Origin of the sequence: Solirubrobacter pauli (assembly GCF_003633755.1) — a bacterium.
In the GTDB taxonomy this organism is placed as follows: domain Bacteria; phylum Actinomycetota; class Thermoleophilia; order Solirubrobacterales; family Solirubrobacteraceae; genus Solirubrobacter; species Solirubrobacter pauli.
In genome coordinates this window covers 1,686,745-1,713,120 of the sequence record NZ_RBIL01000001.1, presented here as the reverse complement: position 1 = coordinate 1,713,120, position 26,376 = coordinate 1,686,745, and the positions used below count along the sequence as shown (strand labels likewise).

The window sequence follows — 26,376 nt, the reverse complement described above, 5'->3', positions numbered from 1 at the left end:
CCGAGCCCTACGCTGTGCGCCATGGCACGGACCTTGGTCACCGGCGGCGCCGGCTACATCGGGATGGAGCTGTGCGACGAGCTGCTCCAGGCTGGACGCGAGGTGACGGTCCTCGACCGGCTGCTGCACGGCCAGGACGACCGCGCGGATGAGCTGCGCGCACGCGGCGTCACGCTCGTCGAGGGTGACGTCCGCGACCCGGTCGCCCGCGGGCACGCGCTGCAGGGCGCGGACGCGGTCGTGCACCTGGCGGCGATCGTCGGCGACCCGGCCTGCGCGCGCGACCCGCAGCTCGCGCAGGAGGTCAACGTCGACGCGTCGCTGGCGCTCGCGGCCGAGGCGGGCGAAGCGGGCGTCGAGCGCTTCGTGATGGCCAGCACGTGCTCGAACTACGGCCGCATGGCCGACCCGACGACGCCGATCGACGAGACCGGCGTGCTCGCCCCGGTGTCGCTGTACGCCGAGCAGAAGGTCGCGGTCGAGCAGCACCTGCTCGCGCTGGACCCGGCCCCGTTCGCGGTCAGCTGCCTGCGCTTCGCCACCGTCTACGGCGTCGCGCCGCGGATGCGCTTCGACCTCACCGTCAACGAGTTCACGCGGGACCTCTGGGACGACCGCAAGCTCGAGGTCTTCGGCGAGCAGTTCTGGCGCCCGTACGTGCACGTGCGCGACGCCGCGCGGGGCATCCGGACCGTCCTCGAGGCGCCGGTCGACGTGGTCGCCGGCGAGGTCTTCAACGTCGGCGACACGCGCGAGAACTACCGCAAGCTCGACCTCGTCGAGGAGATCCGCCGCCAGACCGACAAGGGCGAGGTCAGCTTCGTCCGCCGCGACGAGGACCCGCGCGACTACAAGGTCAGCTTCCAGAAGATCGCCGACCGCCTGGACTACAAGGTCACCCGCACGGTCCCGGAGGGCATCGCGGAGCTGATCGCCGCGCTCGACGCGGGCCGCTTCGCCGACTCCGACAGCCGCGTCTACCGCAACATCGACTAGCGCTCGCGCTTGAGGTTCCAGCGCCGTCGCTTCGGGGCGGCGGCGCTCGGCGCGGGCGGCAGCGGCTCGCCCGCGAGGATCGCCGCCGGCGCGTCGGTGACCATCCAGCGCGCCCGCGGGTGGTCGGTCGTCTCCAGCGCCTCCGCGAGCCCGGCGCGGCCGCCGACCGAGTGCAGATCACCGGCGATCACGTGCGCGCGGCCCTCGGCGATCAACGCGTGCGCGAGCGCGCAGGAGCGCGACCGCTTGCCCGCGGTCAGCGACGAGGCCGTCACCTGGACGAGGACGCCGCCGTCCACGATCCGGCCGAGCCGCTCGGGGTCACGCTGGAAGCTCGGGTTGCGCTCCGGGTGGGCGAGCAGGACGCGGAAGCCGCGCGTGCGGATCCGGAACAGCAGCTCCTCCAGGACGGGCGGCAGCTCGCCGTAGGGCGTCTCGACGAGCAGGTCGGTGCCGCGCCCGCCGTAAGAGACGGCGCGCAGCGTCTCGTCGGACTGGTGCTGGGCCCAGACCGTGTCGACCTCGCCACCGACGAGCACCTCGAGGTCCACGCCACGGTCGCGCAGCAGGGCCTGGAGCGCGGCGACGCGGCCGGGCAGCTCCGGCACCCGGACGTCCGGGAAGTCCTGCCGCAGATGCGGGGTCGCGACGATCGTCCGCGTGCCCGTGGCGGCGACGTGCTCCGCGAGGGCGAGCGATCCGGCGTCGTCGGCCGGTCCGTCGTCGAGCCCGGGCAGCAGGTGGGCGTGTAGGTCGATCAGTGCTCTGTCACCATCGGGAACGCAGATGGACGCTACCGAACGCACCCCGGAGATCCCGCTCTTCGACCTGGAGCTATCGGAAGAGGACATCGAAGCCGTGCTGGACGTGCTGCGCTCCGGCTGGCTGACGATGGGCCCGTTGACGGCCGAGTTCGAGCGCACGTTCGCCGAGCACCTCGGCGTCGAGCACGCGGTCGCCGTGTCGTCCTGCACCGCCGCGCTGCACCTCGCCTACCTCGCCGCGGGCGTCGGCCCGGGCGACGAGGTGATCGTGCCCGCGCTCACCTTCGCGGCCACCGCCGCGGCGGTCGTCTACTGCGGCGCGACGCCCGTCTTCGCCGACGTCGTCGGCCCGCACCGGCTGGACTTGGACCCCGCGTCCGTCGAGCGGATGATCACGCCTCGGACCAAGGCCGTCTGCGTCGTGCACTTCGCCGGCTACCCGGCGCGGGTGCAGGAGCTGCGCGCGCTCTGCGACGCGCACGGGGTCGCGCTGATCGAGGACGTCGCGCACGCCCCGCAGGCGTACGTGGACGGCCGTGCGGTCGGCTCGTTCGGGCTCGCGGGCGCGTTCTCGTTCTTCTCCAACAAGGTGCTCGCCTGCGGTGAGGGCGGCCTCGTCGCCACGGACGACGAAGCGGTCGCCGCGCTCGCCCGCTCGCGCCGGAGCCACGGCATGACGTCGGGCACGTGGAGCCGCCACACCGGCGAGACGATCACCTACGACGCGCAGGGCCTCGGCTTCAACTACCGGCTGGACGAGCCGCGCGCCGCGCTGCTGCTCTCGCGCTTCAAGCGGCTCGACGCGGAGATCGCGCGCCGGCGCGAGCTCACCCGCGCCTACCGCGCCGCGCTCGCCGGGCACGAGGGGCTGATCGTCCCGTACGCGGACGAGGACGTCGAGCACTCCAGCTGCTACGTGATGCCGGTGCTCGTGCGCGACCATGCGCGCCGCGACGAGATCCGCCTCGCGCTGCGCTCCAAGCACGGCGTCCAGACGTCGATCTTCTATCCGGCCGTCCACGAGTTCACCGCCTATCGGGAGCGCTTCGGCGTGCCGTCGCTGCCGCACACCGAGCACGCGGCCCGCGCGGAGATCACGATCCCGCTGCACATGGCGATGGACGACGCCGCGCTGGAGCGCGTGGTGGCCGCGCTCGAGGACACCGTGTGAGCTGGCAGATCCCGCTCACCGACGTCGTCGTGACCGAGGACGACCTCGCGGCCGCGCGCGAGTGCCTCGAGTCGGGCTGGCTGACCATGGGGCCGCGGACCGGCGCCTTCGAGGCGGCGATGGTCGAGTGGCACGACGTGCCGCACGCCGCCGCCGTGTCGAGCGGGACGGCCGCGCTGCACCTCGCCTGCCGCGCGCTCGACCTCGGCCCGGGCGACGAGGTGATCGTCCCGGCGTTCACGTTCCTCGCCAGCGCGGGCTGCGTGCGCTACTGCGGTGCGACGCCGGTGCTCGCCGACGTCGTCTCCCCCGAGCGCCCGAACCTCGACCCGGCCGACGTGGAGCGGCGCATCACGCCGCGCACGAAGGCCGTGATCGCCGTGCACTTCTGGGGCTACCCGGCCGACATCGCCGGTCTGCGGGCGGTCTGCGAGCCGCGTGGCATCGCGATCATCGAGGACGCCGCGCAGGCGATCGGCGCGCGCGTCGACGGTGACGCGCTCGCGGGCACGGCGGGCACGCTCGGCTGCCTGTCCTTCTTCTCGAAGAAGCAGCTCTCGGTGGGCGAGGGCGGCATGGTGCTCACGCGCGACGCGGCGCTGGACGCATCCGTGCGGTCCCTGCGCTCGCACGCGATGACGTCCGGCACCTGGGACCGGCACACGGGGCGCCAGGAGTCCTACGACGTCGTCGGCTTCGGCTTCAACTACCGGATGGACGAGCTGCGCGCGGCGTTCGGGCGGGCGCGGCTCGGGCGGCTGCACGCGGAGATCGAGCATCGGCGCGCCGCGGTGCGCGGCTACCGCGAGCGGCTCGCGGACGCGCCGGGCGTCACGCTCGTGTGGGACGAGGCGGCGGTCGAGGCCGGCTCGCACTTCGCGTTCGCGGTGCTGTTCGCCGACGGCGAGGCGCGCGCGAAGGCCCGTGACGTCCTGGCCGAGCGCGGCATCCAGACGACGCGCTACCCGGTCCTGCACTCGCTGACCGAGTACGCGTCGTTCGCCGGCTACGGCACGCTGCCGGCCGCCGAGGCGGCCGCCGACCGGCACCTCGCGCTCCCGCTCTCCGCCCTCACCACCGACGCGCAGCTGGACGCCGTCGGCGAAGCGGTGCGCGCCGCGGCATGAGCGACGAGTACGAGCGCCGGACGGGCGGCGCGAGCGACCGGCTGCGTCACCTGTACCGCGTCGCCGGCGCGCGCCGGCTGCGGCACGTCGACGCCGCCGTGCGGGCCGTGTACGTCGAGTGGCAGCGCTGGCGCTTCGCGACCCTGCTCGCCTCCGACCTGGAGAGCTACCGCGCGTACCGGCGCGCGGACCGCCGCGGCGGCCACGCGCACGGCGCCACCGAGCGCGTGCGGGTCAAGCCGCTGGGCGGGCACGCGGTGGAGCTGCGGCCGGGGACGAGCGACGCGCAGATGCTGCGCGAGACGTTCCGCGACAACGTGCACCGCCCGGAGCGCACCGCCCGCGCGCGGACCATCGTCGACATCGGCGCGAACATCGGGATCACGGTCGCCGACAACGCGCTGCGGCACCCGAACGCGCGGATCGTGGCCGTGGAGCTGGACGCGGGCAACGTCGAGCTGGCCCGTCGCAACACCGCGCGCTGGGCCGACCGCGTGCAGCTGATGCACGGCGCCGCCTGGGTCGAGGACGGCGAGATCACCTACGTGGCCGAGCACGGGCAGGAGTTCGGCTTCTTCGTCGACGCGGGCGGCGAGGCGACCGCGCCCGCGTTCTCGATGGCGACGATCCTCTCTCACGTGCCCGCGGACGAGCGGATCGACTTCCTCAAGATGGACGTCGAGGGCGTGGAGGCGAAGCTGCTCGTCCCCGCCACGCCGCACTGGGCCGACCGCGTCGACGAGATCGCCCTGCAGGTGCACCACGACTACACGATCGAGGACTGCGTGCGCGACCTCACCGCGCTCGGCTTCGACGCGGCCCGCGACCCGCGCCGGATCGACTTCGTCCGCGGTCAGCGCTCGGCGGGCTGACCCGCCTCGTCGCCCAGCAGCCGGTGCCGGACGCTCTCGAACTCCTGCATGGCGCGTTCGTAGTCGTCGTGGCGGCCCAGGTCCAGCCAGTAGGCGTCCGGGCGGAACGCGCGCACCGCTTCGCCGGCCTTGATGAGCCGCAGGATCAGGTCCGGGAAGTCCAGCCGGACGCCCGGCTCGATGTGCTCGAGGACGCGCGGATGGAAGGTGTAGATGCCCATCGACGCCTCGTAGTAGAGGGTCGGCTTCTCCGTGTAGTCGGTGACGCGCCCGTCGTCGCGGACGTCCTGGAAGTGCATGACGCCGAGCGAGACCTCGATCGTGCGGCTCGTCGTCGCGATCGTCGAGGCGGCGCCGGACTGCACGTGGTCGGCCATCAGCGCCTCGTAGGACATGTCGGTGAGGATGTCCCCGTTCATCACCAGGAACGAGTCGTTGAGGCCGTCGATCAGCCGCAGCGCGCCGACCGTGCCGAGCGGCTCGCGCTCGCGGAAGTAGTCGATCCGCATGCCGTACGCGCTGCCGTCGCCGCAGAAGGCCTCGATCAGCTCGGCCAGGTAGCCGGTCGCGATCGTCACGTGCTCGATCCCCGCGCGGCACAGCTGGCGCAGGACGATGTCCAGGACCGGCCGGTCCTTGACCGGCATCAGCGGCTTCGGGATCACCGCCGTGTACGGGCGCAGGCGCACGCCTTCGCCGCCCGCGAGGACCACCGCGCGCTTCATCACACTACTTCCTGGTGTGGGGGTCGTCGGGCACGTCGTTCAGGATGGCGTCTTCCGTGACCGGCGCTCGCACGATCGCTCGCAACGCGCTGGCCGTCAGCGCCGCCCAAGTGCTGGGCAAGCTGGCATCGCTCGGATTCTACGTCGTGATGGCGCGCGTGCTGGGCGAGCAGGGCTTTGGTGCGTATACGTTCGCGCTGTCGCTCGCGCAGCTGACGACGGTGTTCGCCGGCTTCGGGATCGACGAGTGGATGGCGCGCACGATCGCACGCGACCCGAAGACCGCGCCGCGGCTGATGACCGACGCGCTCGTGGCCAAGTCGGCGTTCGGCGTGGCCGGGTGCGTCGCGGCGGTGGTGTTCGCGGTCGTCGCGGGCTACTCCGGCGAGGTGCAGCTGACGGTCGCGTTCCTCGCCCTGGGTGCGCTCGTCGAGCTCTACATGAACATCTTCAACGCGACCTTCCAGGGGCTCGACGACCTGCGCTGGCCGGCCGCCGCGACGATGCTCGAGCGCGCGTCGATCGGGATCATCGGCATCGTCGCGCTGCTCGCGGGCGCCGGGATCGTCGTGGTCGCGGCGATCTACCTCGCGTGCGCGCTGGCCGCCACGGCGCTGGTGATGGTGCGGCTTGCGGCGATCGGCGTCCGGCCCGCGCCGTCGCCGTCGGCGGCGCGGGCGCTCGGGCTGGTCAAGATGACCTTCACGATCGGGCTGACGGTGCTGCTCAACACGGCGCTGTTCCGCGTCGACACCGTGCTGCTGTCGCTGATCAAGGACGACGCCGCGGTCGGCTTCTACGGCGCCGCGTACCGGCTGCTGGAGAGCCCGCTGTTCGTCGCCTACGGGATGACCGCCGCGCTCCTGCCGGCGCTCTCGCGCGCCTCGCGGACGAGCGCGCCGCCGCTGCGGGACCTGGTGGAGACCGGGCTGAAGCTGATCCTGTGCGCGCTGGCGCCGATCGGGACGGCGTTCGCGGTGCTGGCCGAGCCGATCGTCGACGTGGTCTACGGGCCCGACTACGCGGACGCCGTCGCCGCCGTGCGGCTGCTGGGCGGGGCCGCCGCGCTGTACGGCGTGGGCTACTTCGGCGCGTTCGTGCTGATCGCCCAGGGACGCCAGCGGATCCTCCCGCAGATCACCGCGGGCGTGCTCGTGCTCAACGTCGTGCTCAACCTGGTGCTGATCCCGGCGTGGTCGTTCCGCGGGGCGGCGCTGGTGACGTCGCTGTCGGAGCTGCTGCTCGCGATCGCCTTCATGGGCTACGCGATGCGCGTCGCGGGCCGGCTGTCGGCGCGGCGCGTGCTGAGCGGGCCGCTCGCGGGCTGCGTCGCGATCGCGCTGGTGGCGCTGGCGCTCGGGCCGACCGTCCCGGCGCTGGTGGTGGCGCCGATCGCCTACGTGGTCGTGCTGCTGGCGGTGGAGCGCTGGCTGTACCCGCAGGACCTGCGCACGCTCGTCGCGATGGTGCGGCGCGGCTAACGCTTGGTCAGCCGCCGGCGCACCGAGCCGACGATCAGCTCGACGTGCTGGCGGGTGCGCTTGTCCTCGACGCGGCGGAGGATGTCCGGATCGATCGGCGCGCGGTAGGGCGCGACGGTCTTGCGGAGCTTCCAGGCCTCGGTGATGCCTTCCAGCCACGCCTTCGGGAGGCCGCGGTAGAGCGCTTCGAGCAGGTCGAACGCGCCGTGGAAGAGCATCCGCGGGATGGCCATGGCGGGCGGGTAGCGCAGCCACAGGTGCCACTGGTTGTTGCGCGTGCGCAGGCGGATCGTGCGTGAGGAGGGGCGCTTGTAGATCAGCGGGCGCAGGTGGTTGATCAGCGCGTCCGGGAAGTAGCGCGTCTCCCACCCGTCGGCGGCCAGGCGCATGGTCACGTCGACCTCGGAGAGCGTGAAGAAGTACGGGCCGAAGAAGCCGCCGGCCGCCAGGAACGGCGTGCGGCGGATCAGGCAGCCGCCCTCGGCGAAGAAGTAGGTGTCGAAGCCCTCGGCGGGTTCGCCTTCGCGGCCGCGGCGCAGCCACCAGTCGAACGAGCCCAGCTCCGTGGACTGGACGATCACGTCCTCGTCGACGTCACGCACGAGGCCGCTGGCGACGGCGAGCCGCGGGTTGGCGTCCATCGCGGCGACCAGGCGCTCGACCGCGCCGGGCAGCGGGTACGAGTCGTCGTCGAGCATGAGGACGTACTCGTTGCGGGCCTCTTGGGCGCCGAAGTTGCGGCCCGCGGCGCCGAGGTCGCCAGGCGTGAGCAGGCGGGCGCGGCCTGGGTGCTCGAGCACGGCCTGGTCGCTGCCGTCGGTGGAGGCATCGACGACGAGCACCTCGTCGACGAGGTCCTGGCGCTCGAGCTCGTCGAGCACGCGGACGAGCCGGTCGCGCCGGTTGAACGAGAGGATGACGGCGCTGACCGGGAGGGGCACTGCGCTCAAGGCTATGCGCTGCGCCGCCGCGCCGCGCCGAGACTGAAGACCAGGTCGGCCGCGAGCGCTTCCGGGCGGAGGGTGGCGCGGGCCCACTCGGCGCCGCGCTGCCCGGCGGCGCGGGCGGCCGCGGGGTCCTCCAGGTACGCGGCGATCGCGTGGGTGAGCGCGTCAACGTCGCGAGGCGGGACGACCCGCCCGGTGACGCCGTCGACGATCGCGGCCGCCGACGTGCCGACCACCGGCAGGCCCGCCCAGCTGCCCTCGGCCAGCGCGAGCCCGAAGCCCTCGAGCCCGAAGCCCTGCTCGTCGACGTAGGTCGCGCCGACCAGGACGGTCAGCCGCTCGAGCACCGCTTCCACGCTCGCCGTGTGCTCGATGATCTCGGCTTCGACGCCGCGCTCGGCCGCAAGGGTGCGCAGCGCCTCGCGGTGGCCGGGAGCGCTGACCACGTCGCCGCCGGCGATCACCACGCGCGCGTTCAGCCGCGCCGCCGCCTCGATCACGAGCGCGTGCCCCTTGTAGGGCACGAGCCGGCCGATCGAGCCGAGCGTCGCGGGCGGTCGCTCGGGGCCCACGCGGAACGCGGGATCGAGCCGGACCGGGGGCGCCACGACCGGCAGGCGCTTGCCGGCCGGCACGGCGGCGCCGGCGAGCTCGCTCACGGGGATCACGCCGGCGGTCAGCGCGGCCAGCGGCCGGGCGAGCCACGCGTCGTACGAGAGGTCGACCTTGTGCCACACGAGCGGCACCCCCGCCAGCCGGCACGCGGGCGCGGCGAGCACGGCCGCCTTGATCCCGCTGGCGAGCACCACGTCCGGCCGCGCCACCCGCAGATGCCGCACGAGCCCGCGCGTGAACGCGACCGCGGCCCGCGCGGACGGCCGCCCGTCGAAGTGCGCGGTCGCGACGGGCCGGTCGAGCCGCTCTCGCAGCTGCCCCGCCAACGGCCCGGAAGAGAGCACGAGCGCCCCGGCCGACACGCCCGCGGGAAGATGCGCGGCGTACGTGGCGAGCGCGAGCTCGGCCCCGCCGAGCTCGCCCGAGGAGGCGACGAAGAGGACGCGCAGGCCGGTCACGGGCGGGGTTGCGGCCGGCCCGCCGCGGCGTCGGCCAGGCCCTGGACGGCGCCGGTGACCTGCGAGAGGTCCTTCATCGCGACCACGAGCGGGAGGCGCCACCAGTCGGCGGGCGGGAGGCCGTCCGCGCGGGCGCGACGGGCCGGCAGGCCGAGGTAGGCGGCCGCGCCCGCCAGCGCGAGCGCGCGGACCGCCGGGCCGCCGCGGAGCATCGCCGCGGCGCCGCCGAGGTACGCGCCGGCGCGGGCGAGGTGGCGGTTCGGGCTGCCCTGGCGGACGTCGCCGCGGGCGTAGACGGCGTACATGCGGGCGTTCGCGATCCAGGTCGGGCGCGGGCGCCAGGTGACCTCGGCGGCGGGCACGAGCGCGCTGGGCACGGCAGCGGCCGCGGCGGCGCTGAAGGCCACGTCCTCGCCCGCGAAGAGGTGCTCGGGGAAGCCGCCGGCGAGCTCCCAGGCGCGGCGCGTGAAGGCCATCGAGCGGCCCGTCGCGTGCTCGACGTCGAACGAGCGCCCGAACAGCTTGTGGGCGACCTTGACGACCGGGTCGTCGACGCCGATCTCCTCCGGCGACGGGTAGAGAGCCGTCGCCAGGCAGCGCTCGAACGGTGTCTCGCCGACGACGCGGTAGACGCCCGCGACGAACTCGACCTCGCCGGTCAGGGCGGCGTCCAGCGCGGCCAGCCAGCCCGGCCGCGGCGTGCAGCCCGCGTCCGTGCACGCGATCCGCTCGAAGCGCGCGGCGCGGATGCCGACGTTGCGGCCGGCCGAGATGTTCGCCCCCGGCGCGGCCACGACCGTGACCGGCTCGGGCCGCGCCGCGAGCATCGCGTCCGTCCCGTCCGTGGAGCCCGCGTCGACGACCACGACCTCGTCGGGCACCCGCTCCTGCGCGGCGAGCGCGTCGAGCAGCGCCGCGAGCCCCTCGCGGTCGTTCCAGACGGTCACGACCACCGATATCCCGCCGTGCATCGCGCACATCTTGGCAGCGCCCCGACTAGCCTGTCCGGACTTGAGCCGGCGCATCCTGCATGTCCTCGAGCCCCCGGACGGCGGTGCGCCCCAGCACGTCATCCACGTCGCCACCGAGCTCACGGCGCGTGGGTGGGAGGTCGAGGTCGCCGCCTCGGACGCCGCGGGACCCGGTTCGGCGCAGCGCGCGCGCCTCGAAGCGGCCGGCGCCCGCGTGCACGCGCTGCCGATGACCCCCGTCGCCGGCGTGGGTGACCTGAAGGCGGCCGCGCGCCTGCGGGCACTCGACAAGGCCCACCGCTACGACGTCATCCACGCGCACTCCTCGAAGGCGGGCGCGCTCGTCCGCGCCGCCCTTCCGGACCGGCGCCGGATCGTCTACACGCCGCACTGCTTCGCCTTCCTCGCCGGCCTCGGCCCGCTGCGCGCCGCCTACTGGGCCGTCGAGCAGGCGCTGCTGCCGCGTACCGGCGCGCTCGTCGCCTGCTCGCGCTGGGAAGCGCGGGAGAGCCGGAGCCGGCTCGTCGGGGCGCACCGCGTCCTCAGGGTGGTCCAGAACGGCGTCCCGGCGGCGCACCCGACCGAGCCGGACCCGCGCCTGACCGCGCTGCCCAAGCCCGTGATCGGCTTCCTCGCCCGGCTCGAGCCGCAGAAGGACCCGTTGCGGCTGGTCGAGGCCGCGGCGCGGCAGCCGTTCCCCGGCACGGTCGCGATCGTCGGCAGCGGCGAGCTGGAAGCCGAGGTGCGCGAGGCGATCGCCGCGCGCGGCCTGCAGGACCGCGTCGTGCAGCTGCCGTTCGTGCCGCCCGTCGAGCGCCACCTGCTCGGCTTCGACCTGCTCGTCCTGCCCTCGCTGTGGGAGTCGCTGCCGCTGGCGATCCTCGAGGCGATGGCGTGCGGGCTGCCGGTGATCGCCACCGACGTCGGCGGCGTCGAAGAGGCCGTTGCCGACGGCGTGACCGGCCGGCTCGTCCCGCCCGGCGACGCGGACGCGCTGGCTGCGGCCATCGTGGCGCTCGCGGGTGATCCGGAGGCGCTGCGCGCGATGGGCCGGCGCGCCCGCGCCCGCGCCGACGAGCACTTCTCGCTCGCCCGCATGGTGGACGAGCTCGAAGCCGTCTACGCCGAGCGCATGGGCGCCTGAGCGCGCCGCTGGAGCGCCGCCAGGAGCCCGACCTGCGCGATGAACATCGCCGCGATCACGTTCGTGCGCGGCGGATAGTCGCCGAGGCTGGTCAGGACGTTGCCGACCATCGCCGCGCTCAACGCCAGCCCGAGCGCGCCGACCACCGGGTCCCCGCGCGTGCGCGCCGCGCCGACCACCAGCCGCCCGACCGCGAAGAAGAGCCAGCCCAGCGCGAGCAGCCCGGGAGCGCCGAGCTCGGCCGCGAACGTCAGCACGACGTTGTGCGCATGGTCGAACGGCATCCCGTCCAGGTCGCGCAGCCCGTACTCGCGCGAGATCAGCGAGAAGTTGCCCTCGCCGACGCCCAGCCACGGATGCTCGGCGAACACGCCCGGCACGGTGCGGTAGATCTCCAGCCGCGGGTCGTCGGACACGGTGCTCGCCTGGCCGAGCGTGCCCAGCCGCGACGTCACGACCTCGATCTGGTGCGACTGCGACAGCGCCTTCGCGTTCACGAGCGAGAACACCACGAGCACCGCGAGCGCGGCGAACGCCAGCTTGCGGAACGGCGGCCACAGCAGCAGCACGACGAAGCCCAGCGCCGTGCCGAGCAGGCTCGTGCGCGAGAGCGACAGCATCACGCCCATGACGCTGGCCGCGGCCGCGGCGGTCATCACGCCCCGCAGCCACAGCGGCCCCTGGGTGGCGAGCACGATCGCGATCGGGATCGTCATGACCAGGAAGAAGCCGAGCACGTTCGGCTGGGCGAAGCTGCCCTGCGCGCGGTTGGTGACGATCTCGCCGCCGCCCACGAGCGTCTGGGTCCCGCCGGTCGCGATCGCGATCAGCGAGACGAGCCCGCCGGCGAGGGCCATGCAGATCATCGTCCGCCGCACGTCCTCGACGGGCGACGCGGCGAGCTGGACGCCGACGATCGTGAACGCGCTCCACATCAGCAGCACCTTCGTGACGATCACGGTGTCGCGCGCGATCGTGAAGCCGAACGCGATCACGACGCAGATCAGCAGGAGCGCGCGCAGCGCGGGCGGCACCGCCGGCACGTGGCCGGACACCGCCCACTCGAGCAGCACGGCGGCGGCGGTCAGCAGCAGCAGCAGCTCCGAGACGCTCAGGCCACCGAACGCGCCGAGCTTGATCGAGAAGTACTCGAGCGGCACGGCCAGCACGGCGAGCTGCACGCCGATCACCGGCCGGCGCACGACCGCCACGCCGACGACGACCGCGATCGGCAGCACGAACCCGGCGCTCGCCCCGAGCTGGGCCATCACGAGCACCTGCGCCGCGGCGGCGAAGCAGCATGCGGCGATGGCGCCGAGGAGCAGGACGCGAGCGCCGACGGTCACGCCGACGATGGTAGGTGGCGCGCCGCTAACGAGCGGCGCGCCTGGCCGCGGCCTTGCGCTTGGCGGCCGTGCGCGCCTTGAGCTTCTTCGCCTTCGCGCGCGAGATCTTCGCGGACACCGGCTTGCTGCGCTTGGGCGCCTTCGTCGTCGGCTTCTTGGGCACGGACGGCTTGGTGGGCGGCGCCGGAGTCGGCGTCGGGGCGGGCGGCACCGGCGTGACCGGTGGCGCGGGCGGGACCGGGGTCGGCGCGGGCGGGACCGGGGTCGGCGCGGGCGGGACCGGCGTCGGCGCCGGCGGCACCGGGGTCGGGGCCGGCGTCAGCGGCGGCTGCGGAACTTCCGGCTCGAACGGGCCTTCACCCGGCTGCTCTGCGCCGTCTTCGAGGATCGCCATGCTGTTCTGAAACGCCGCCCAAGCAGGCTTGGCCGACCCGTCCCACCTCCTCAGGCCACAGTTCGAGTAGAGGTCGTTGACGTCGCCGCTGGTGTCCTTGAGCTTGAACCAGACGGTCGCGGCCACGTACGGCCACTTGGCGACCTGCTCGACCTGCTGCTTGAGGTAGAGCGCCTGCGTCTCCTCCGAGACGCCGTTGCGCCAGCGCTCGGTGGCGCGGATCGGGGAGGTGCTGAATCCGGCCTCGGTCAGCCACAGCGGCTTGTTGTCGCCATTGGCCAGCATCACGTCGCGCACGGCGGGCACGCCGCGGATGAACGAGTAGCGGGGGTCCTGGCCCGCGCGCGTGTCCAGCGGCGAGTAGTCGTCGCTGTACGGGTGGATCGAGAACGCGTCGAAGAAGCCCTTGACGCCGAGCTGGTAGAGGCGCGCGGTGAACGCGTGGTCGGACTGGGAGAGCGAACCGGCGACGACGGTCGTGCTCGGGTCGGCGGCCTTGACGGCGGGGTACGCGGCCTTCACGAGCGCGGCGTACGCGGTGGCCTGGTCGGCGGCCTTGAAGAACTCCTCGTGGTTGGGCTCGTTCCAGATCTCCCAGGCCGTGACCTTGCCCTTGTAGCGGGCGGCGAGCTTGCCGATGGCGCTCGCGTACTCGGCCGGGTCGCGGGGCGCGTAGGCGCTGACGCCGCGCGACCACCACTCACCCGCGCAGCCCTGCTTGATCGACTCGGGCGCGGTGGACGCCCAGCACGGCGAGCCGGTGAAGGTCAGGAGCAACTTGATCCCGCGTGCGTTGGCGGCGTTGACGACCGCATCCAGGCGGCCCACGTGGTAGCCGTTGAGCGCGCCCGGGCCGCTCTCCTGGATCGACGTCCAGCCGACGTCCACGCGCGTGAGCGTCGCGCCCGACGACTTGACGAGGTCGAGCTGGCGCTGCATCTCGGCGTTGTCGACGTTCGCCCACAGCAGGTGGGTCTGCAATCCGGCGTACTTGGTGGCGGCGGCCGCGGTGGACGGCACTACGAACCACGCTCCGAGCATGGCGACGAAAGCAGCAAGATATGCGCTGACCCGCGGACGAACCATGACGACCTCCCGATGTGCGTCCGCCCACGCAATGGTCCTGTTCGGCAGCTCGGCTGACTCGCGGGGAGTCCCGTGGCTTTGCGTCCCCGCCTCACGACGGGTTTGCCCTTTCGCAGGCGGGAAGTTGGCTGACGCTACCTGTTATCGGCAGGATGCCCGCTGGACGCGAGTCCAAACTTTCGTTGAGCGTCCAGAATGTTGTCAGCGTGAACTTTTGACGGAGCGCCCGGGGTGTCCGTCGGTCTGCTCCTGGGGCGGTCCCTCGGCGTAGTAGCCGGACGTGAAGGGGCCAGGATCAACGCGGTTGACCACCACGCCGAAGATCGTCGCCTGCGCGCGGCGCAGCTGGTCGACGGCCTGCTCGGCCAGACGGCGCTGCGTCTTGCGGGCGTCCACGACGAGCACGACGCCCTCGACGACGGACGCGATCAGGGACGCGTCGGCGGCCACCGACAGCGGCGGCGTGTCGTAGAGGACGAGCTCGTAGCGCGAGCGCGCCTCGCGGTCGAAGTCGGTCAGCGCCTCCGAGCCGAGCAGCGCCGCGGGGTTGGGCGGCAGCGGGCCGGCGGGCAGGAGGTCCATGCTCGAGTCGGCGATCGGCCAGACCGCCTCGCCCATCGAGGACCCGCTCACGAGCATGCTCGAGAAGCCGCGCGGCGAGTTCACCCACGCGCCGCTCTTGCTGGCGAGGCTCGGGCGGCGCAGGTCGGCCTCCACGAGCAGGGTCGGCAGGTCCAGCTCGCCGGCGGCACGGCCGACGCTGAGCGCGACGGTCGACTTGCCCTCCTGCTCGTCCGAGGAGACGATCGCGACCGAGCGCGGGCGGCGGCCGACGTTCGCGAACGTGAGGTTGGCGAGCACGAGCCGGAAGCTCTCCGCCGCGGCCCGGGCGTCGCGCGTCTCGAGCCGCTCGCCCTGCAGCAGCTGCTCGAGGTCGGCCAGCGAGCCCTGCGGGATCCGGCCGATGATCGGCAGGCCGAGCACGTCGGTCATCGAGTCGGTGATCTCGAGGCGGCGGTCCAGGCGGTGGGCGGCGAGTGCGGCGGCGACGGCCGCGAGCGCCGCGAGCAGCGCGCCGGCCGCGAGGTAGAGCTTCGGGCGCGGGCGGACGGCGGTCTTGGGCAGCGTCGCGGGCTCCGCGACGCTGGCCTTGCCGGTCGACGCGCCGGAGGACGCGAGCTGGCGCGTGCGCTCCTGGAAGACCTGGGTGTAGGTGTTGGCGAGCAGTTGGGCGGCCTCGGGCGTCTCCGCCTCGGCGGTCACCCGCAGGAGCTGGGAGTCCGTGACGCCCTCGACGGTGAGCGCGTCCCGGGGCTCCGGCGGCATCCCGCCGCGGTTGCCGACGCGGCGCTCGACCTCGTCGGCGAGGTTCTGCGTCTGCAGCAGCTGCTCGAACGTGGTCAGCAGCGCGGAGGAGATCTGCGTCTGCTCGAAGTCCGAGGAGACGGGGCGGCTCGGCGTCACGAGCATGTACGCCGTGGCCTCATAGGCGGGCGTGAGCGTGGCGGTGATCGCGGCGACGGAGGCCAGCACGGCCACGAACGCGGTGAGCGCCGTCCAGCGGCGGCGCCACACGATCCCGAGGATGTCGTCGGCCGCCGAGCGGCGTCCGGATGAAGCGGTCAGAGGGTCAGCGGTCGCCACGGGCGAAGAGCAAGGCCGGGATCGTCTTGGCGACGATCTTCAGGTCGAGAAGGGGACTCCAGTTCTCGATGTAGAAATTGTCCCACTCGATCCGGTCTTGCAATGAGGTCTCTCCTCGGAGCCCGTTCACCTGTGCCCACCCGGTCAGCCCCGACTTGACGCGGTGGCGGTCAGGGTAGCGGTAGATGGCGTCCTCGAACTGCTCCACGTAGTGGGAGCGCTCCGGGCGCGGGCCGATGAGCGACATGTCGCCGCGAGCAACATTGAGCAGCTGCGGCAGCTCGTCCAGCGAGCAGCGGCGCAGGAAGGTGCCGAAGCGGGTCCGGCGGTCCTCGCCCTCGGTCTTCTCGGCGCCGTCCAGGCCGAGCGCCGCCATCGCCCAGGCGGCGTCGTTCTCGCCGCGGGTGTCCGGCGAGCCCTTCATCGTCCGGAACTTGAGCATGTCGAAGACGTGGCCGTCGAGGCCGACGCGGCGCTGCTTGAAGAAGACGGGGCCGGGCGAGCTGAGCTTGACGCCGAGCGCGAGGGCGGCGAACAGGGGCGAGAGCGCCAGTAGCGCGATCGAGGCGATGACGCGGTCGATCGCGTACTTGACCGTGAACTGCCACGAGCGCGGGTCGGACGGGTTGAGCGCGACGATCGGCAGCGCGCCGAGGTGCTCGACGCGCGTGCGGCGGCCCTCGACCTCGAACAGGCGCGGGACGACCATCACGTCCACGCCGAGCGCCCAGCAGCGGCGCACGATGTCCAGGACGACCGACGGCGGGGCGGTCGAGAACGCGACGACGACGTGCTGGACGTCGTGGGAGGCGATGACGTCCTCCAGGTCCCAGGAGGCGCCCAGCACGGGCAGCTCGAGGTCGCTCTCGCCCTCGTCGAGCGGCTCCTTGTCGAGGAAGCCGATCGGCTGCAGGCCGAACTGCGGCTCGGCGGTCAGGCGCTGCGCGAGCGTCTGGCCGACCTGCCCGGCGCCGACGATGAGCGTCGCGCGGGTGGTCGGCGTGCCCGTGCGACGGACGATCGCCTCCGCTCCCGCCACGCCGAGCCGGGCGGTGCCGACGAGCGTGGCCACCAACAGCCACAGGCGCACGCCGGCGTCGCCGGCGCCCGGATGCGTGGTCGCCAGCTCGAAGGCCGCGGCGAACATCACGACCAGGGCGGGGACCACGAGCAGCGTGCGGCGCTCATCGCGGGTGGGGAGCGTGGCGCGCGGCCGGTAGCAGCCGGCGGCGGCGAACGCGGTCATCGTGCCGAGCACCGCGGCCAGGGCGACGCCGTCGCGCAGCGGTTGCGTGCTCCAGGCGTGCGCGCCGATGACGGCGAGCAGCATGGCGATGGCATCGACACCGAGGAGTGCGAGCGTTCGCAGCCGATTGGCGCGACCGGCGGCGGTCGCCCGCCGACGCGCTGCCGGTTGCAGCTCCAGCCTTCCCGAGAGCATCTCGGTGGTTGCCAGTTGTTCGCTCACGCCTCCGCCTACGCCCCTTCTGCCGCGCCGTCCTCGAACCTCAACACGGGCCTGCGTCCCTCCGCATGGGGCGCCGTACCCAAATTCGGACTATAGATACTCGTTGTTTCGTTGTTTCGGTGGACCAACACACGATCTTTCAGCGCCTCCACGCGCCTGGCGTCAAATCTGGTCGTGTCCAGGGATGATTGTGCGGTCGGCCACGGCGGTACTCAACCAGTACATCCGTCCGTATGACGGATTTTTGGCCCTTCCTCGCAACCCATGACTTCAGACCTCGCGCCCAGCGCAGACACCCGGCGGGCGCGTGCGCGACGGCTCGCGCACCACGCTCCAGCGCCATTTGCGGCGGTTTTGACGCTGCTCCTGGCGTTCCGCGCCGGCGGCTTCTTCCCGGCGATCACCGCGATCGCGGCCGTCGCGGGCGCGATCGCGTTGGTCTTGCGGGTGACACTGGCGGAGGAGCCGTTCGCCGGTTGGAGTCGTCTCGCCGCCGTTACAGCGCTCGGCGCGGCGGGGTACGCGAGCCTCGCGCTGCTGTCCGCGGTGTGGTCGGACGCGCCCGCCCGGGCGACCGTCGAGTTCGACCGCGCGCTCCTCTACCTCGAGGTCCTGGTGCTGTTCGCGATGGCCCCGCGCGGGCCGCGGACGTTGATGGTCCTGCTGCGCTGGCTGCTGGGGGCGTTCGTGGTCGTCTGCGTGGCCGGGCTCGCGAGCCGGCTCGCGCCTGACGTGTTCCCGACATCGGGCCGTTTCGTCGCCGAGCGGCTCGCGTTCCCGCTCACCTACTGGAACGCGATGGGCATGGCGAGCGCGCTCGCGGTGCTGCTCGCCTTCACGACCGCGGCGGGGGCGCAGCAGGGGCGGGTGATGCGTGCGGTGGGCGCCGCCGCGCTGCCGATCGGCGCCGTCGCGCTGTACCTGTCGTTCAGCCGCGGGGCGATCGCCGCCTGCGTGCTCGGCCTCGTCCTCTTCGTGATCTGCACGCGGACGATCGGCGTGCTGCTCGCGCTAGTGGCGGCGGCGCCCCCGACGGCGATCGTGCTCTGGGTGGCCTACCGGGCCTCGGCCCTGGGCACGGAGCGCTACGCGGAGGGCGCGGGGCCAGGGCAGGGGCACCGGGTGGCGCTCGTGCTCGTGCTGATGGTCGCCGCCGCCGCGGGGCTGCGGCTGCTGGCCGAGCGCCTCGAGCCGCGCCTGCACGGCAGCCTGCGTGGGAAGGGGCCGCAACGGCCGGGCGAGCGCGCAGGGGCGTTGGTCGCCGTCGTGCTGGTGGCGCTGGCGGCGCTGCTGTGGGTCGACGTGCCCGGCCGCGTAGATCGCGCGCTGGACTCCTTCCGCACGGGCAACGTGGTGCCCGACACCGGCGACGCGCGTGACCGCCTGCTGCAGGTCGGCAACAACGGCCGGCTCGACTTCTGGGAGGTCGCGCTCGACACCTGGGCCGACCACCGCCTGGTCGGCACGGGCGCCGGGACCTTCGAGCTCGAGTGGGAGCAGCGCCGGCCGTTCTTCTACGTGATCCGTGACGCGCACTCGATCGTGCTGGAGACGCTCGCCGAGCTCGGCGTCGTCGGGCTCGCGCTGCTGTTGGTGGCGCTGCTGACGCCGCTGGCCGTGGCGCTGCGGCGCGCGTTCCCACGAGGCCGCGAGGACCGCGACGCGCACGCCGCCTTCGCCGCGGCCGCGATCGCCCTGCTGTTCCACGCCTGCACGGACTGGGACTGGGAGATGCCGTCGCTGTTCGTCTGGTTCTTCGCGGCGGCCGGCGTGATCGTCGCCGCGCCGATCGGCGCGGGGCGCAGCCGGGCCCCGGGCCGCACCGCCCGCGTCCTGTGCGGCATCGCGCTGCTGCTCGTGGCGGTCACGCCGTGGCTGGTCGCCAGCGCGGACTCCTCGCTGACCGCGGCGTCGCGCGCCTTCTCCCGCGGCGACTGCGCCACGGCCGTCGACCGCGCTCTCACCTCCCGCGACCGCTTCCCGATCGCCCCCGAGCCCTACGAGCTGATCGGCTACTGCAACCTCCGGGGCGGCGCCTACGCCCTCGGCGTCGAGTCGATGCGCGACGCCCGCGACCGCGACCCCGACAACTGGCGCTACGCCTACGGCCTCGCCGTCGCCCAGGCCATCGCCGGCCAGGACCCGCGCCCCATGGCGGCCGAGGCCGTTCGCCTCAACCCGCTCGAGCCGATGGCCACCGACCTGGCCAAGGCCCTCGACTCCGACGACCCGGGCGAGCGCTTCCGCGCCGCGGCGAGGGCGAAGCTGCCGGGCGGCTGAGTGGATGCGTGTGGTGTCGGCGTGGCGTTCAGCGCGGGTGGCGCGATTGTGTGCGTGTTCGCGCCGGGGAGCACACCGTCGGGCGGCGCGTCAAGCAACTCGCGCTTCGCGGCGAGCCGCTTGACCCGCCGGGCGCCGGTGCGCTCTTGTGCGGGTGAGCGGCTGCGCCGGATTGCGCCCGGGCGCGGGCCGCGCGCGCGTCCCGGGGACGCCCGACGGTGTGCTCCCCGGACGCGGCAGCGCAGCGCAAAGCGCCGCGGCGACGCCGCGGCGGGGCGACGGGGCGACGGCGCGGCGGAGCGGTGGCGCGGCGGGGCGGTGGCGCGGCGGGGCGACGGCGCGGCGGGGCGGTGGCGCGGTGGCGCGACGGGGAGACGGCGCGGCGATGGCGCGGCGACGTGGCGACCCGGCGCGACGCGCGGCGGCACGACTGCGGTGGCGCGGCAGGCGACGCCTCAGCCTGGCGACGGGCGGCGATGTCCGTCGGGGTGCGGTTGCGGCACCGCGCGAAGTCCAGGCGCGAGTGCGGCGGTCACGCAGCGCGTGGGCGAGCCGGGCTCGCCCACGCGGTCGGCGCGGCTAGTTGTCGCGCGTGCGGCGGCGCAGGACGAGGCCGGCGCTCAGGAGCGCGAGGCCGCCGACCAGGACCGGGATCGCGGCGAAGCCGGTGAAGGGGAGCTGGCTCGTGCCGGCCTCGGCCTGGCGGGCCGGCTGGAGGTCCTCATTGACGCCGGCGACGCCGGACTGGGCGGGGGCCGGAGCGGACTCCTCCTCGGCCGGGGCGACACCGGTCTCCTCGGTGGGCTTCGGCTTGGGCGTGCTCTGCTCCTCGGCGGGCAGGACGCCGCCCTCGGGCGTGGGCGTCGCGTACTGGGCGACGGAGGCGTCATCGCCCGACTGCAGGCCGGTGACGGCCAGGCCGGCGCCGGCGGTGCTGAAGAGCATGCCGGTGACCAGCATCGCGAGGATGGCAAAACGGGACTTCATGGACTGGTTCCCCTTCCGTGAGGGATTCGCCGCGCGGCGGCGAACTCGCTGCTTGATCTCGTCCAGCTCCCGGGCGGAGGCCTGCGGCCGTTCGTCCTCGAGGCGCCGAATGACGTCGTCGAACTCGGTCATCACAGACTGATACGAAGCTGGGCCCCGATTCCTGACTGAGAAATTTTGGACGACGATCAATTCGAGCGGTTGTACGCCGAGGAGGCCGCGGGGCTCTTCTCGTTCCTCGCCTACCGGACGGGGGATCGCGGGCTGGCCGAGGACCTGCTCGCGGACGCGTTCGAGCGGGCGCTGCGCGGGCGGTTCAACCCGCGGAAAGGGTCGGCGAAGACGTGGCTGTACGCGATCGCGCTCAACGTCCTGCGTGACCACGTCCGCCGTGCGGCCGCGGAGTCGCGGGCCTATGAGCGGGTCGAGGACGACCGGGGGCGCGACGTGTTCGCCGACGTCGAGGTCCGCGACGAGCTGATGCGCGGGATGGCGGTCCTCTCCGCCGAGGAGCGCGAGGCGATCGCGCTGCGGTTCGGCGCCGCCCTGACCGTCCCCGAGATGGCCGCGCTGCTCGACGAGCCGCTCACCAAGATCGAGGGTCGCGTCTATCGCGCGCTCAGAAAGCTGCGCGAGGCGCTAGCCTAGGCCTCGGACCGTGCTAGGCGGGGAGGTAGCGGTGCCCTGTATCCGCAATCCGCTCTAGCGGGGCTGAATTCCCTTTCGAGGGGCACGGCTCCAGGCCAACGTTCGCTGCCACGGCGTCGATGGTTGGGTCCCGCATGACGTCGGCCCGTGAACCAGGTCAGGTCCGGAAGGAAGCAGCCTTAAGCGGTCACCGGTGGGCGTGTCGGGGTCGCCTGACCGGAGTCAGTGAGGTGAGCGTCCCTGGAGGCCGACCTCGACGAAGGGTGCACGGTCCACTTCCTTGGCTTCAGCAGCGCGACGCGAGCACCCAGCTCGCGTTGCGCGCTGTCTCCTCGAAGCCGGCCGGCACGCTCGCGGTCAGGCGCTTCGGGTCACGCGGGTCGAGCGTGAAGTTGCGCTCCACGCGCTCGGTCGCCGGGTCGATGTAGCTGCCAGACGTCGGCTGCTCGAGCTGTGCGGAGACGATCTCGGCGGGTGCGATCCCGGTCCACAGCGCGATGTGGGGCACCGGGCGGTGGTTCGGCACGGCCACCGGCTCGCACGCGATCTCGTCGCTGATGGCGTGCAGGTCGGCGAGGATGTCCTGCTGCGTGTGCATCGCGCCGCGCAGGCTCTGGATCCGGTCGACCTGGCTGGGTGTGAAGACGATCGCGACGAGGATCGTGACCGCGCCGATCGCGGCCCAGCGGGTGCGCCAGGGGTGGTCGCGGTCGAGCATGAGCCAGCCGAACACGCCCGCGCCGGCGAACACCGCGAGCAGGGCGGCGGGCAGCAGCAGGTAGCGGCCGAGGATCGGCAGGCCGGCGGCGGCGAGGACGCAGAAGGCGCCGATCGAGACGAAGCCCGCCGCGATCGGCAGCGCCGCGCGCCGGCGCATGAACGCGAGCACGAGGATGCCGCCGGCGGCCGCGCCTAGGAGGCCGGGCTCGCGCAGGATCTCGCCGAGCCGTCGTGGGACGGTCAGCGGCACGTCGTCGAGCCCGGTGATCCGCTGGAGGTCCTTCGCGTTGTCCTGCGTGTCGAGCAGGCTGTGCAGCGGGTTGCCCGCGATCACGAGGTCGTGCGCCATCCAGATCAGGGGCGCGGCGGCCGCCCACGGGATCAGGCGCGCGTCGCGCTTCCAGGCGACATAGACGATCGCGAAGCCCCATGCCTCGGGCCGGAGCGAGCCGGCGAGGCCGAGCAGCGTGAGGACCAGGCGCGGGTCCTTGCCGCGCGCCTCGGCGAGGATCGCGCCCAGCACGAGCGCGACGTACGGGATGTCGAAGTACGCCCGCACCCCGAAGCTCAGCACCGGGACGCGGGTGAGGATCAACAGCGCCGCGACGATCCCGGCCGCCGGCCCGAACCAGTGCGCTCCCAGTTCGTAGGTCACCCAGCCGAGCGCGCCGAGGCTCAGGAAGGCGATGATCACCCAGAGCGTCTGGCCGACGTCGCCGAACGGGGTGAGCGCCATCCCGAGCAGCGTCGCGAGCGGGTGTGGCGTGGGCGCGAGCGGCACGTCGAAGTCCGGCTTGCGGCCGTGCAGCAGGTCCCCGCCCCAGAGCAGGCTGTACGCCGTGTCGTAGTTGAGGAAGCCGGCGCCGATGAGGGCGAACGCGACCGCCGCTCCGACCGGGATTCCGATCGCGGCGCGCAGGCCGAGACCGCCTGTCACGCCACTAGACTCAAACGTCCCTTGGCCGCTTCGTTGTACCGCCGTCATCGCCCCCGCACGTTCGCAGACGTGGTCGGGCAGGAGCACGTCGTCCGCACGCTCAGCAACGCGATCGAGCAGGATCGCGTCCACCACGCGTACCTGTTCGTGGGTTCCCGCGGCACGGGCAAGACGTCCATGGCGAAGATCTTGGCGGCGTCGCTGAACTGCCTCAGCGGCGGGCCGACCGTCTCGCCGTGCGGGCAGTGCGAGTCCTGCGTCTCGATCCAGAACGCGACGTCGCTGGACGTCGTCGAGATGGACGCCGCCTCCAACAACTCGGTCGACGACGTCCGTGACCTGCGCGAGCGCGTCGCCTTCGCCCCGGTCGGCGGTGGCTTCAAGGTCTACATCCTCGACGAGGCGCACATGCTCACGCCGCAGGCGTGGAACGCGTTCCTCAAGACGCTCGAGGAGCCGCCGCCGCACACGATCTTCGTGCTCGCGACGACCGAGGCCAACAAGGTCCTGCCGACCGTCGTCGACCGCTGCCACCGCTTCGACTTCTCGCGGCCGTCGGTGCCGCAGATCGCGAACGTGCTCCGCCGCGTGTCCGACACCGAGTCGATCAGCATCCCGGACGAGGCGATCGCGCTGGTGGCCCGCTCCGCGACCGGCTCGTTCCGCGACGCGCTCGGCACGCTGGAGCAGCTGCTCGCCTACTCGGGCTCGGCGATCGCGCTGGACGACGTGCTCGCCGTGCTCGGCGCCGCGGACGCCGACCTGATCTTCGGCGCCGTCGACGCGGTCTCCGCCGGCGACGCGCGCGCCGCGCTGCTCGCCGCCGCCCGCCTGGCCGAGTCCGGACGCGACCTGGGCCGCTTCTTCGGCGACCTGGAAGCCCACGCCCGAGCCCTGATGGTCGTCCAGGTGCTCGGCGACGTCCCGCCCGAGCTCCGCGTGACCACGGAGCAGGACGAACGCCTCGCCCAGCAGGCCGAGCGCGTCGGCCAGGCCGAGGTCGTCCGCCTCCTCGAGCTGATCGCGGCCGCCCTGCGCGCGCTCAAGGACGGCGCCGACGCCCGCACACAGCTCGAGCTGGCGCTCGTCAAGGCGGCGACGCCCGAGCTCGAGCCCTCCGTGAAGGCGTTGCAGGCGCGGATCGCCCGCCTGGAGTCGCGCCCCGCCGCCCCGGCGCCGCGCACGCCCGACCAGCCGCAGACGGCCGCGGGCCGCGCCACGACGACGAGCCAGGCCGCGCCGAGCGAGGGCGCGCCGACGAGCCAGCCGGCGCCGACGGGTCACGCCGCGCCGGGCCAGCCCGCGTCGAGCCAGCCCGCGCCGAGCCAGGCAGCGCCGAGCCAGCCCGCGCCGACGAGCCAGCCGGCGCCGACGGGTCACGCCGCGCCGGGCCAGAGCGCGCCGTCGAGCCAGCCCGCGCCGAGCGAGGGCGCGCCGACCGAGCAGACCGCGCCGACGGGTCACGCCGCGCCGACGGGGCAGCCAGCGCCGATCGGGCAGCCGGCGCCGACGAGCTACGCCGCACAGAGCCAGGGCGCGCCGACGGGTCAGCCCGCGCCGACGCACGCCGCGCCGCCGAGCGAGACCGCGCCGATGGGCCAGGGCGCGCCGCCGAGCGAGACCGCGCCGACGGGTCACGCCGCGCCGAGCCACGCCGCACCGGCCCAGCCCGCGGAGCTGAGCCAGGCCGCTCCGCCGGCCCAGGACGCGCCGGCCACGCACGGTGCTCCCTCCATGCCGGCTGCGCCCGCGCCGGTCGAGCCCGAGGAGGACCGCTCGGCAGAGCCGCCGCCGTACGGGGTTCCGCATCCGTCGGTCGCGCGCGGCGACGCGCCGCCGGCGTTCGGGCAGCCGCGCATCAGCCCGTACGGGCAGCCTCGCGAGGCTGCGCCGGCCCCGGCCGGCGACGCGCACGAGGACGAGGCCGTCCGCGGGCGGACCGCGGTCGCGATCACCGCGCAGGTGGACGGGCAGCCGCCCGTCGAGGTGCGGACGACGCTGCCGGGCGCAGGGAACATGGCGCCCGAGGAGGCGCAGCACGTCGCCGACGAGGCCGCGGCGGCCGTTGCACGCGACCTGGCGACCGAGGCAGACCCGCATCCGGCCGTGGCCGCGGTCGCGGTGGTCGAGCCGGACGTGCCGGCGCCCGCGCCGAGCCTGGGCGTGTCGGTGGAGATCGGTGAGCACTGGAAGGCGGTCGTGGAGTCGCTGCGCGAGGGCACGCCGCTGCTCGCGGCGGCGCTCGACGACGCCGTGCCGGTGCCCGGCGACGACGACGGCCTGCGGCTCGTGTGGCCGGAGGAGTCGGCCTTCATGAAGCGCAAGGCCGAGGCGCCCGCCAATCAGAGCGCGCTCGTGGAGGCCATCCGCGCGGTGACGGGCACGTCGCTGCGGCTCGCGTACGAGCTGCGCGCCGCCGGGTCGCCGCCGCCGGCGGTGCCGTCCGCCGGAGGCGCCGTCGCGCCCGCGGCGCTCTCGGACGAGGATCTTGTACAGCGATTCATGGAGGAGTTCGACGCCGAGCTGCTCCCTGACGAGCCTGAGGAGCAGACCTGATGCCCCAGCCGCCCAACCTGCAGAAGATGCTTGCCGAGGCGCAGGCCATGCTCGCGCAGCAGCAAGAGGCCCAAGAGGCGCTCAAGCAAGAGAAGGTCGACGCCAGCACCGGCGGTGGCTCGGTCAAGATCGTCATGACCGGCGACCTGCGCATCGAGAGCCTCGTGATCGACCCCGACGCGGTCGATCCCGAAGACGTCGAGATGCTGCAGGACCTGATCATCGCGGCTGTCAACGAGGCGATCCGCAAGGCCGAAGAGCTCCAGCAGAGCCGCCTCGGCGGCGCCGAGCAGGGTGGCTTCGACCCGATGAGCGCGCTCGAGTCGCTCGGCCTCGGCGGGATGGGCGGGATGGGCGGCCTCGGCGGCGGCGGAGCCCCGGGCGGCCTGCCCGGCGGCGCGCCCAACCGCGCGGCCCGACGCGCCCAGAAGCGGAAGTAGCGCTTGCTGGCGCCCCCGCTTCAGCGGCTCGTCACCGAGCTCTCGAAGCTGCCGGGGATCGGCAACCGCACCGCCCAGCGCCTCGCGTTCCACATGCTGCGGACGTCCGAGCAGGACGCGTTCGCGCTGGCCGAGGCGATCCGCGACGTCAAGCTCAAGATCACCCTCTGCGAGATCTGCTTCAACCTCGCCGAGGGTCCGCGGTGCGCGATCTGCCTCGACGAGCGCCGCGATGACGGCGTGATCTGCGTCGTCGAAGAGGCCGCCGACGTGATCCCGATCGAGCGCACGCACGAGTTCCGCGGCCGCTACCACGTGCTCGGCGGCGCGCTGTCGCCGATCGACGGCGTCGAACCCGAGGACCTCCGGCTCGGCCAGCTCTACGCCCGCGTGAGCGGCCTGCGCGAGGTCGTGCTCGCGACGAACCCGACCACGACCGGCGAGGCGACGGCCCTGCACATCGCCGCGGCCCTGCACGAACGCGTCCCCGAAGTGGCCGTGACGCGCCTCGCCAGCGGCCTGCCCGTCGGCGGCGACCTCGAGTACGCGGACGAGGTCACGCTCGGCCGCGCCTTCTCGGGCCGCCGCGCGCTGTAGCG

22 protein-coding genes, 1 other RNA gene and 1 riboswitch are annotated in these 26,376 nt (G+C 73.7%); of the genes, 12 read left to right on the top strand and 11 right to left on the bottom strand.

The window, feature by feature from the left end; genetic code table 11:
- Positions 1-21: 21 nt before the first annotated feature.
- Positions 22-996, top strand: coding sequence for an NAD-dependent epimerase/dehydratase family protein (locus C8N24_RS08000; RefSeq protein ID WP_121249550.1), 975 nt, complete (start codon positions 22-24; stop codon positions 994-996).
- Here the strand turns inward: C8N24_RS08000 and C8N24_RS07995 are convergent.
- Entirely contained in the window at positions 993-1,802 is an 810-nt protein-coding gene (locus C8N24_RS07995) for a tyrosine-protein phosphatase (protein ID WP_121249549.1), read from the bottom strand. The genes C8N24_RS08000 and C8N24_RS07995 overlap by 4 nt on opposite strands.
- On the opposite strand from C8N24_RS07995, the gene C8N24_RS07990 reads away from it, so the two are divergent.
- Genes C8N24_RS07990 through C8N24_RS07980 form a run of 3 tightly spaced genes read left to right on the top strand, consistent with a single transcriptional unit; the run spans position 1,783 to position 4,930 of the window.
- Positions 1,783-2,931 carry a DegT/DnrJ/EryC1/StrS family aminotransferase gene (locus C8N24_RS07990; RefSeq protein ID WP_121249548.1) on the top strand — a complete coding sequence of 383 codons (1,149 nt, stop codon included), beginning with the start codon at positions 1,783-1,785 and terminating at the stop codon, positions 2,929-2,931. The genes C8N24_RS07995 and C8N24_RS07990 overlap by 20 nt on opposite strands.
- The gene (locus C8N24_RS07985) at positions 2,928-4,058 is read left to right on the top strand and encodes a DegT/DnrJ/EryC1/StrS family aminotransferase (protein ID WP_121249547.1); all 1,131 of its coding nucleotides are present in this window, start codon (positions 2,928-2,930) and stop codon (positions 4,056-4,058) included. Before C8N24_RS07990 ends, C8N24_RS07985 begins: the two co-directional genes overlap by 4 nt.
- Positions 4,055-4,930: an FkbM family methyltransferase gene (locus C8N24_RS07980; protein ID WP_121249546.1), complete on the top strand. Its 876-nt coding sequence runs from the start codon at positions 4,055-4,057 to the stop codon at positions 4,928-4,930. The genes C8N24_RS07985 and C8N24_RS07980 overlap by 4 nt, the downstream gene beginning before the upstream one ends.
- Here C8N24_RS07980 and C8N24_RS07975 read toward each other — a convergent pair.
- Positions 4,912-5,655 carry a sugar phosphate nucleotidyltransferase gene (locus tag C8N24_RS07975; RefSeq protein ID WP_211339878.1) on the bottom strand — a complete coding sequence of 248 codons (744 nt, stop codon included), beginning with the start codon at positions 5,653-5,655 and terminating at the stop codon, positions 4,912-4,914. The genes C8N24_RS07980 and C8N24_RS07975 overlap by 19 nt on opposite strands.
- A gap of 56 nt (positions 5,656-5,711) precedes the next feature.
- Here C8N24_RS07975 and C8N24_RS07970 point away from each other — a divergent pair, with 56 nt between their 5' ends.
- Entirely contained in the window at positions 5,712-7,136 is a 1,425-nt protein-coding gene (locus C8N24_RS07970) for a flippase (RefSeq protein WP_170178930.1), read from the top strand.
- Here C8N24_RS07970 and C8N24_RS07965 read toward each other — a convergent pair.
- From C8N24_RS07965 to C8N24_RS07955, 3 genes are read right to left on the bottom strand one after another with little or no spacing between them, the layout of a single operon-like run.
- On the bottom strand, positions 7,133-8,077 hold the full coding sequence (locus C8N24_RS07965; protein WP_170178929.1) for a glycosyltransferase family 2 protein: 945 nt from the start codon (positions 8,075-8,077) through the stop codon (positions 7,133-7,135). The two genes, C8N24_RS07970 and C8N24_RS07965, sit on opposite strands and share 4 nt — an antisense overlap.
- Positions 8,078-8,088: 11 nt before the next feature.
- On the bottom strand, positions 8,089-9,156 hold the full coding sequence (locus C8N24_RS33760) for a glycosyltransferase family 4 protein (RefSeq protein ID WP_170178928.1): 1,068 nt from the start codon (positions 9,154-9,156) through the stop codon (positions 8,089-8,091).
- A complete protein-coding gene (locus C8N24_RS07955; RefSeq protein ID WP_170178927.1) occupies positions 9,153-10,127 on the bottom strand; it encodes a glycosyltransferase in 975 nt (324 codons plus the stop codon). The genes C8N24_RS33760 and C8N24_RS07955 overlap by 4 nt, the downstream gene beginning before the upstream one ends.
- 40 nt (positions 10,128-10,167) lie before the next feature.
- On the opposite strand from C8N24_RS07955, the gene C8N24_RS07950 reads away from it, so the two are divergent.
- A complete protein-coding gene (locus C8N24_RS07950) occupies positions 10,168-11,271 on the top strand; it encodes a glycosyltransferase (protein WP_170178926.1) in 1,104 nt (367 codons plus the stop codon).
- Here the strand turns inward: C8N24_RS07950 and C8N24_RS07945 are convergent.
- The 4 genes from C8N24_RS07945 to C8N24_RS07925 form a co-directional block, all read right to left on the bottom strand.
- A complete protein-coding gene (locus C8N24_RS07945; protein WP_170178925.1) occupies positions 11,247-12,617 on the bottom strand; it encodes an O-antigen ligase family protein in 1,371 nt (456 codons plus the stop codon). The two genes, C8N24_RS07950 and C8N24_RS07945, sit on opposite strands and share 25 nt — an antisense overlap.
- Before the next feature lie 25 nt (positions 12,618-12,642).
- Entirely contained in the window at positions 12,643-14,031 is a 1,389-nt protein-coding gene (locus C8N24_RS07935; protein WP_170178924.1) for a cellulase family glycosylhydrolase, read from the bottom strand.
- A 106-nt stretch (positions 14,032-14,137) separates the two neighbouring features.
- A riboswitch (cyclic di-GMP riboswitch) is annotated at positions 14,138-14,214 on the bottom strand.
- 84 nt (positions 14,215-14,298) lie between these two features.
- Positions 14,299-15,741, bottom strand: coding sequence for a tyrosine-protein kinase domain-containing protein (locus C8N24_RS07930; protein ID WP_121249539.1), 1,443 nt, complete (start codon positions 15,739-15,741; stop codon positions 14,299-14,301).
- Positions 15,728-17,071 carry an exopolysaccharide biosynthesis polyprenyl glycosylphosphotransferase gene (locus C8N24_RS07925; protein ID WP_170178923.1) on the bottom strand — a complete coding sequence of 448 codons (1,344 nt, stop codon included), beginning with the start codon at positions 17,069-17,071 and terminating at the stop codon, positions 15,728-15,730. The genes C8N24_RS07930 and C8N24_RS07925 overlap by 14 nt, the downstream gene beginning before the upstream one ends.
- A gap of 492 nt (positions 17,072-17,563) precedes the next feature.
- Between C8N24_RS07925 and C8N24_RS07920 the strand changes: the two genes are divergently transcribed.
- Positions 17,564-19,489 (top strand): O-antigen ligase family protein, encoded by a 1,926-nt coding sequence (locus C8N24_RS07920; RefSeq protein ID WP_170178922.1) that lies wholly within the window; start codon positions 17,564-17,566, stop codon positions 19,487-19,489.
- 579 nt (positions 19,490-20,068) lie between these two features.
- Here the strand turns inward: C8N24_RS07920 and C8N24_RS07915 are convergent.
- Entirely contained in the window at positions 20,069-20,476 is a 408-nt protein-coding gene (locus tag C8N24_RS07915; protein WP_147447690.1) for a hypothetical protein, read from the bottom strand.
- A 177-nt stretch (positions 20,477-20,653) separates the two neighbouring features.
- Here C8N24_RS07915 and C8N24_RS07910 point away from each other — a divergent pair, with 177 nt between their 5' ends.
- Complete coding sequence (locus C8N24_RS07910) at positions 20,654-21,124, top strand: RNA polymerase sigma factor (protein WP_170178921.1); 471 nt, start codon at positions 20,654-20,656, stop codon at positions 21,122-21,124.
- An 8-nt stretch (positions 21,125-21,132) separates the two neighbouring features.
- Positions 21,133-21,395: signal recognition particle sRNA large type (ffs, locus tag C8N24_RS07905), an RNA gene on the top strand.
- A 15-nt stretch (positions 21,396-21,410) separates the two neighbouring features.
- Here ffs and C8N24_RS33315 read toward each other — a convergent pair.
- On the bottom strand, positions 21,411-22,781 hold the full coding sequence (locus C8N24_RS33315; protein ID WP_147447689.1) for a hypothetical protein: 1,371 nt from the start codon (positions 22,779-22,781) through the stop codon (positions 21,411-21,413).
- A 21-nt stretch (positions 22,782-22,802) separates the two neighbouring features.
- Here C8N24_RS33315 and dnaX point away from each other — a divergent pair, with 21 nt between their 5' ends.
- The 3 genes from dnaX to recR are packed head-to-tail and all read left to right on the top strand — an operon-like array spanning position 22,803 to position 26,374.
- Entirely contained in the window at positions 22,803-25,337 is a 2,535-nt protein-coding gene (gene dnaX / locus C8N24_RS35325; protein ID WP_147447688.1) for a DNA polymerase III subunit gamma/tau, read from the top strand.
- Positions 25,337-25,777 (top strand): YbaB/EbfC family nucleoid-associated protein, encoded by a 441-nt coding sequence (locus C8N24_RS07895; protein ID WP_121249533.1) that lies wholly within the window; start codon positions 25,337-25,339, stop codon positions 25,775-25,777. The genes dnaX and C8N24_RS07895 overlap by 1 nt, the downstream gene beginning before the upstream one ends.
- Positions 25,778-25,780: 3 nt before the next feature.
- On the top strand, positions 25,781-26,374 hold the full coding sequence (gene recR / locus C8N24_RS07890; protein ID WP_121249532.1) for a recombination mediator RecR: 594 nt from the start codon (positions 25,781-25,783) through the stop codon (positions 26,372-26,374).
- Positions 26,375-26,376 lie beyond the last annotated feature (2 nt).

Excerpts from the sequence above, each read along its gene's own strand:
- C8N24_RS08000 (WP_121249550.1), top strand. The coding sequence starts at position 22 with ATGGCACGGACCTTGGTCACCGGCGGCGCCGGCTACATCGGGATGGAG.
- C8N24_RS07990 (WP_121249548.1), top strand. The coding sequence starts at position 1,783 with ATGGACGCTACCGAACGCACCCCGGAGATCCCGCTCTTCGACCTGGAG.
- C8N24_RS07980 (WP_121249546.1), top strand. The coding sequence starts at position 4,055 with ATGAGCGACGAGTACGAGCGCCGGACGGGCGGCGCGAGCGACCGGCTG.
- C8N24_RS07975 (WP_211339878.1), bottom strand. The coding sequence starts at position 5,655 with ATGAAGCGCGCGGTGGTCCTCGCGGGCGGCGAAGGCGTGCGCCTGCGC.
- C8N24_RS07955 (WP_170178927.1), bottom strand. The coding sequence starts at position 10,127 with ATGCACGGCGGGATATCGGTGGTCGTGACCGTCTGGAACGACCGCGAG.
- C8N24_RS07925 (WP_170178923.1), bottom strand. The coding sequence starts at position 17,071 with ATGCTGCTCGCCGTCATCGGCGCGCACGCCTGGAGCACGCAACCGCTG.
- C8N24_RS07915 (WP_147447690.1), bottom strand. The coding sequence starts at position 20,476 with ATGAAGTCCCGTTTTGCCATCCTCGCGATGCTGGTCACCGGCATGCTC.
- C8N24_RS07895 (WP_121249533.1), top strand. The coding sequence starts at position 25,337 with ATGCCCCAGCCGCCCAACCTGCAGAAGATGCTTGCCGAGGCGCAGGCC.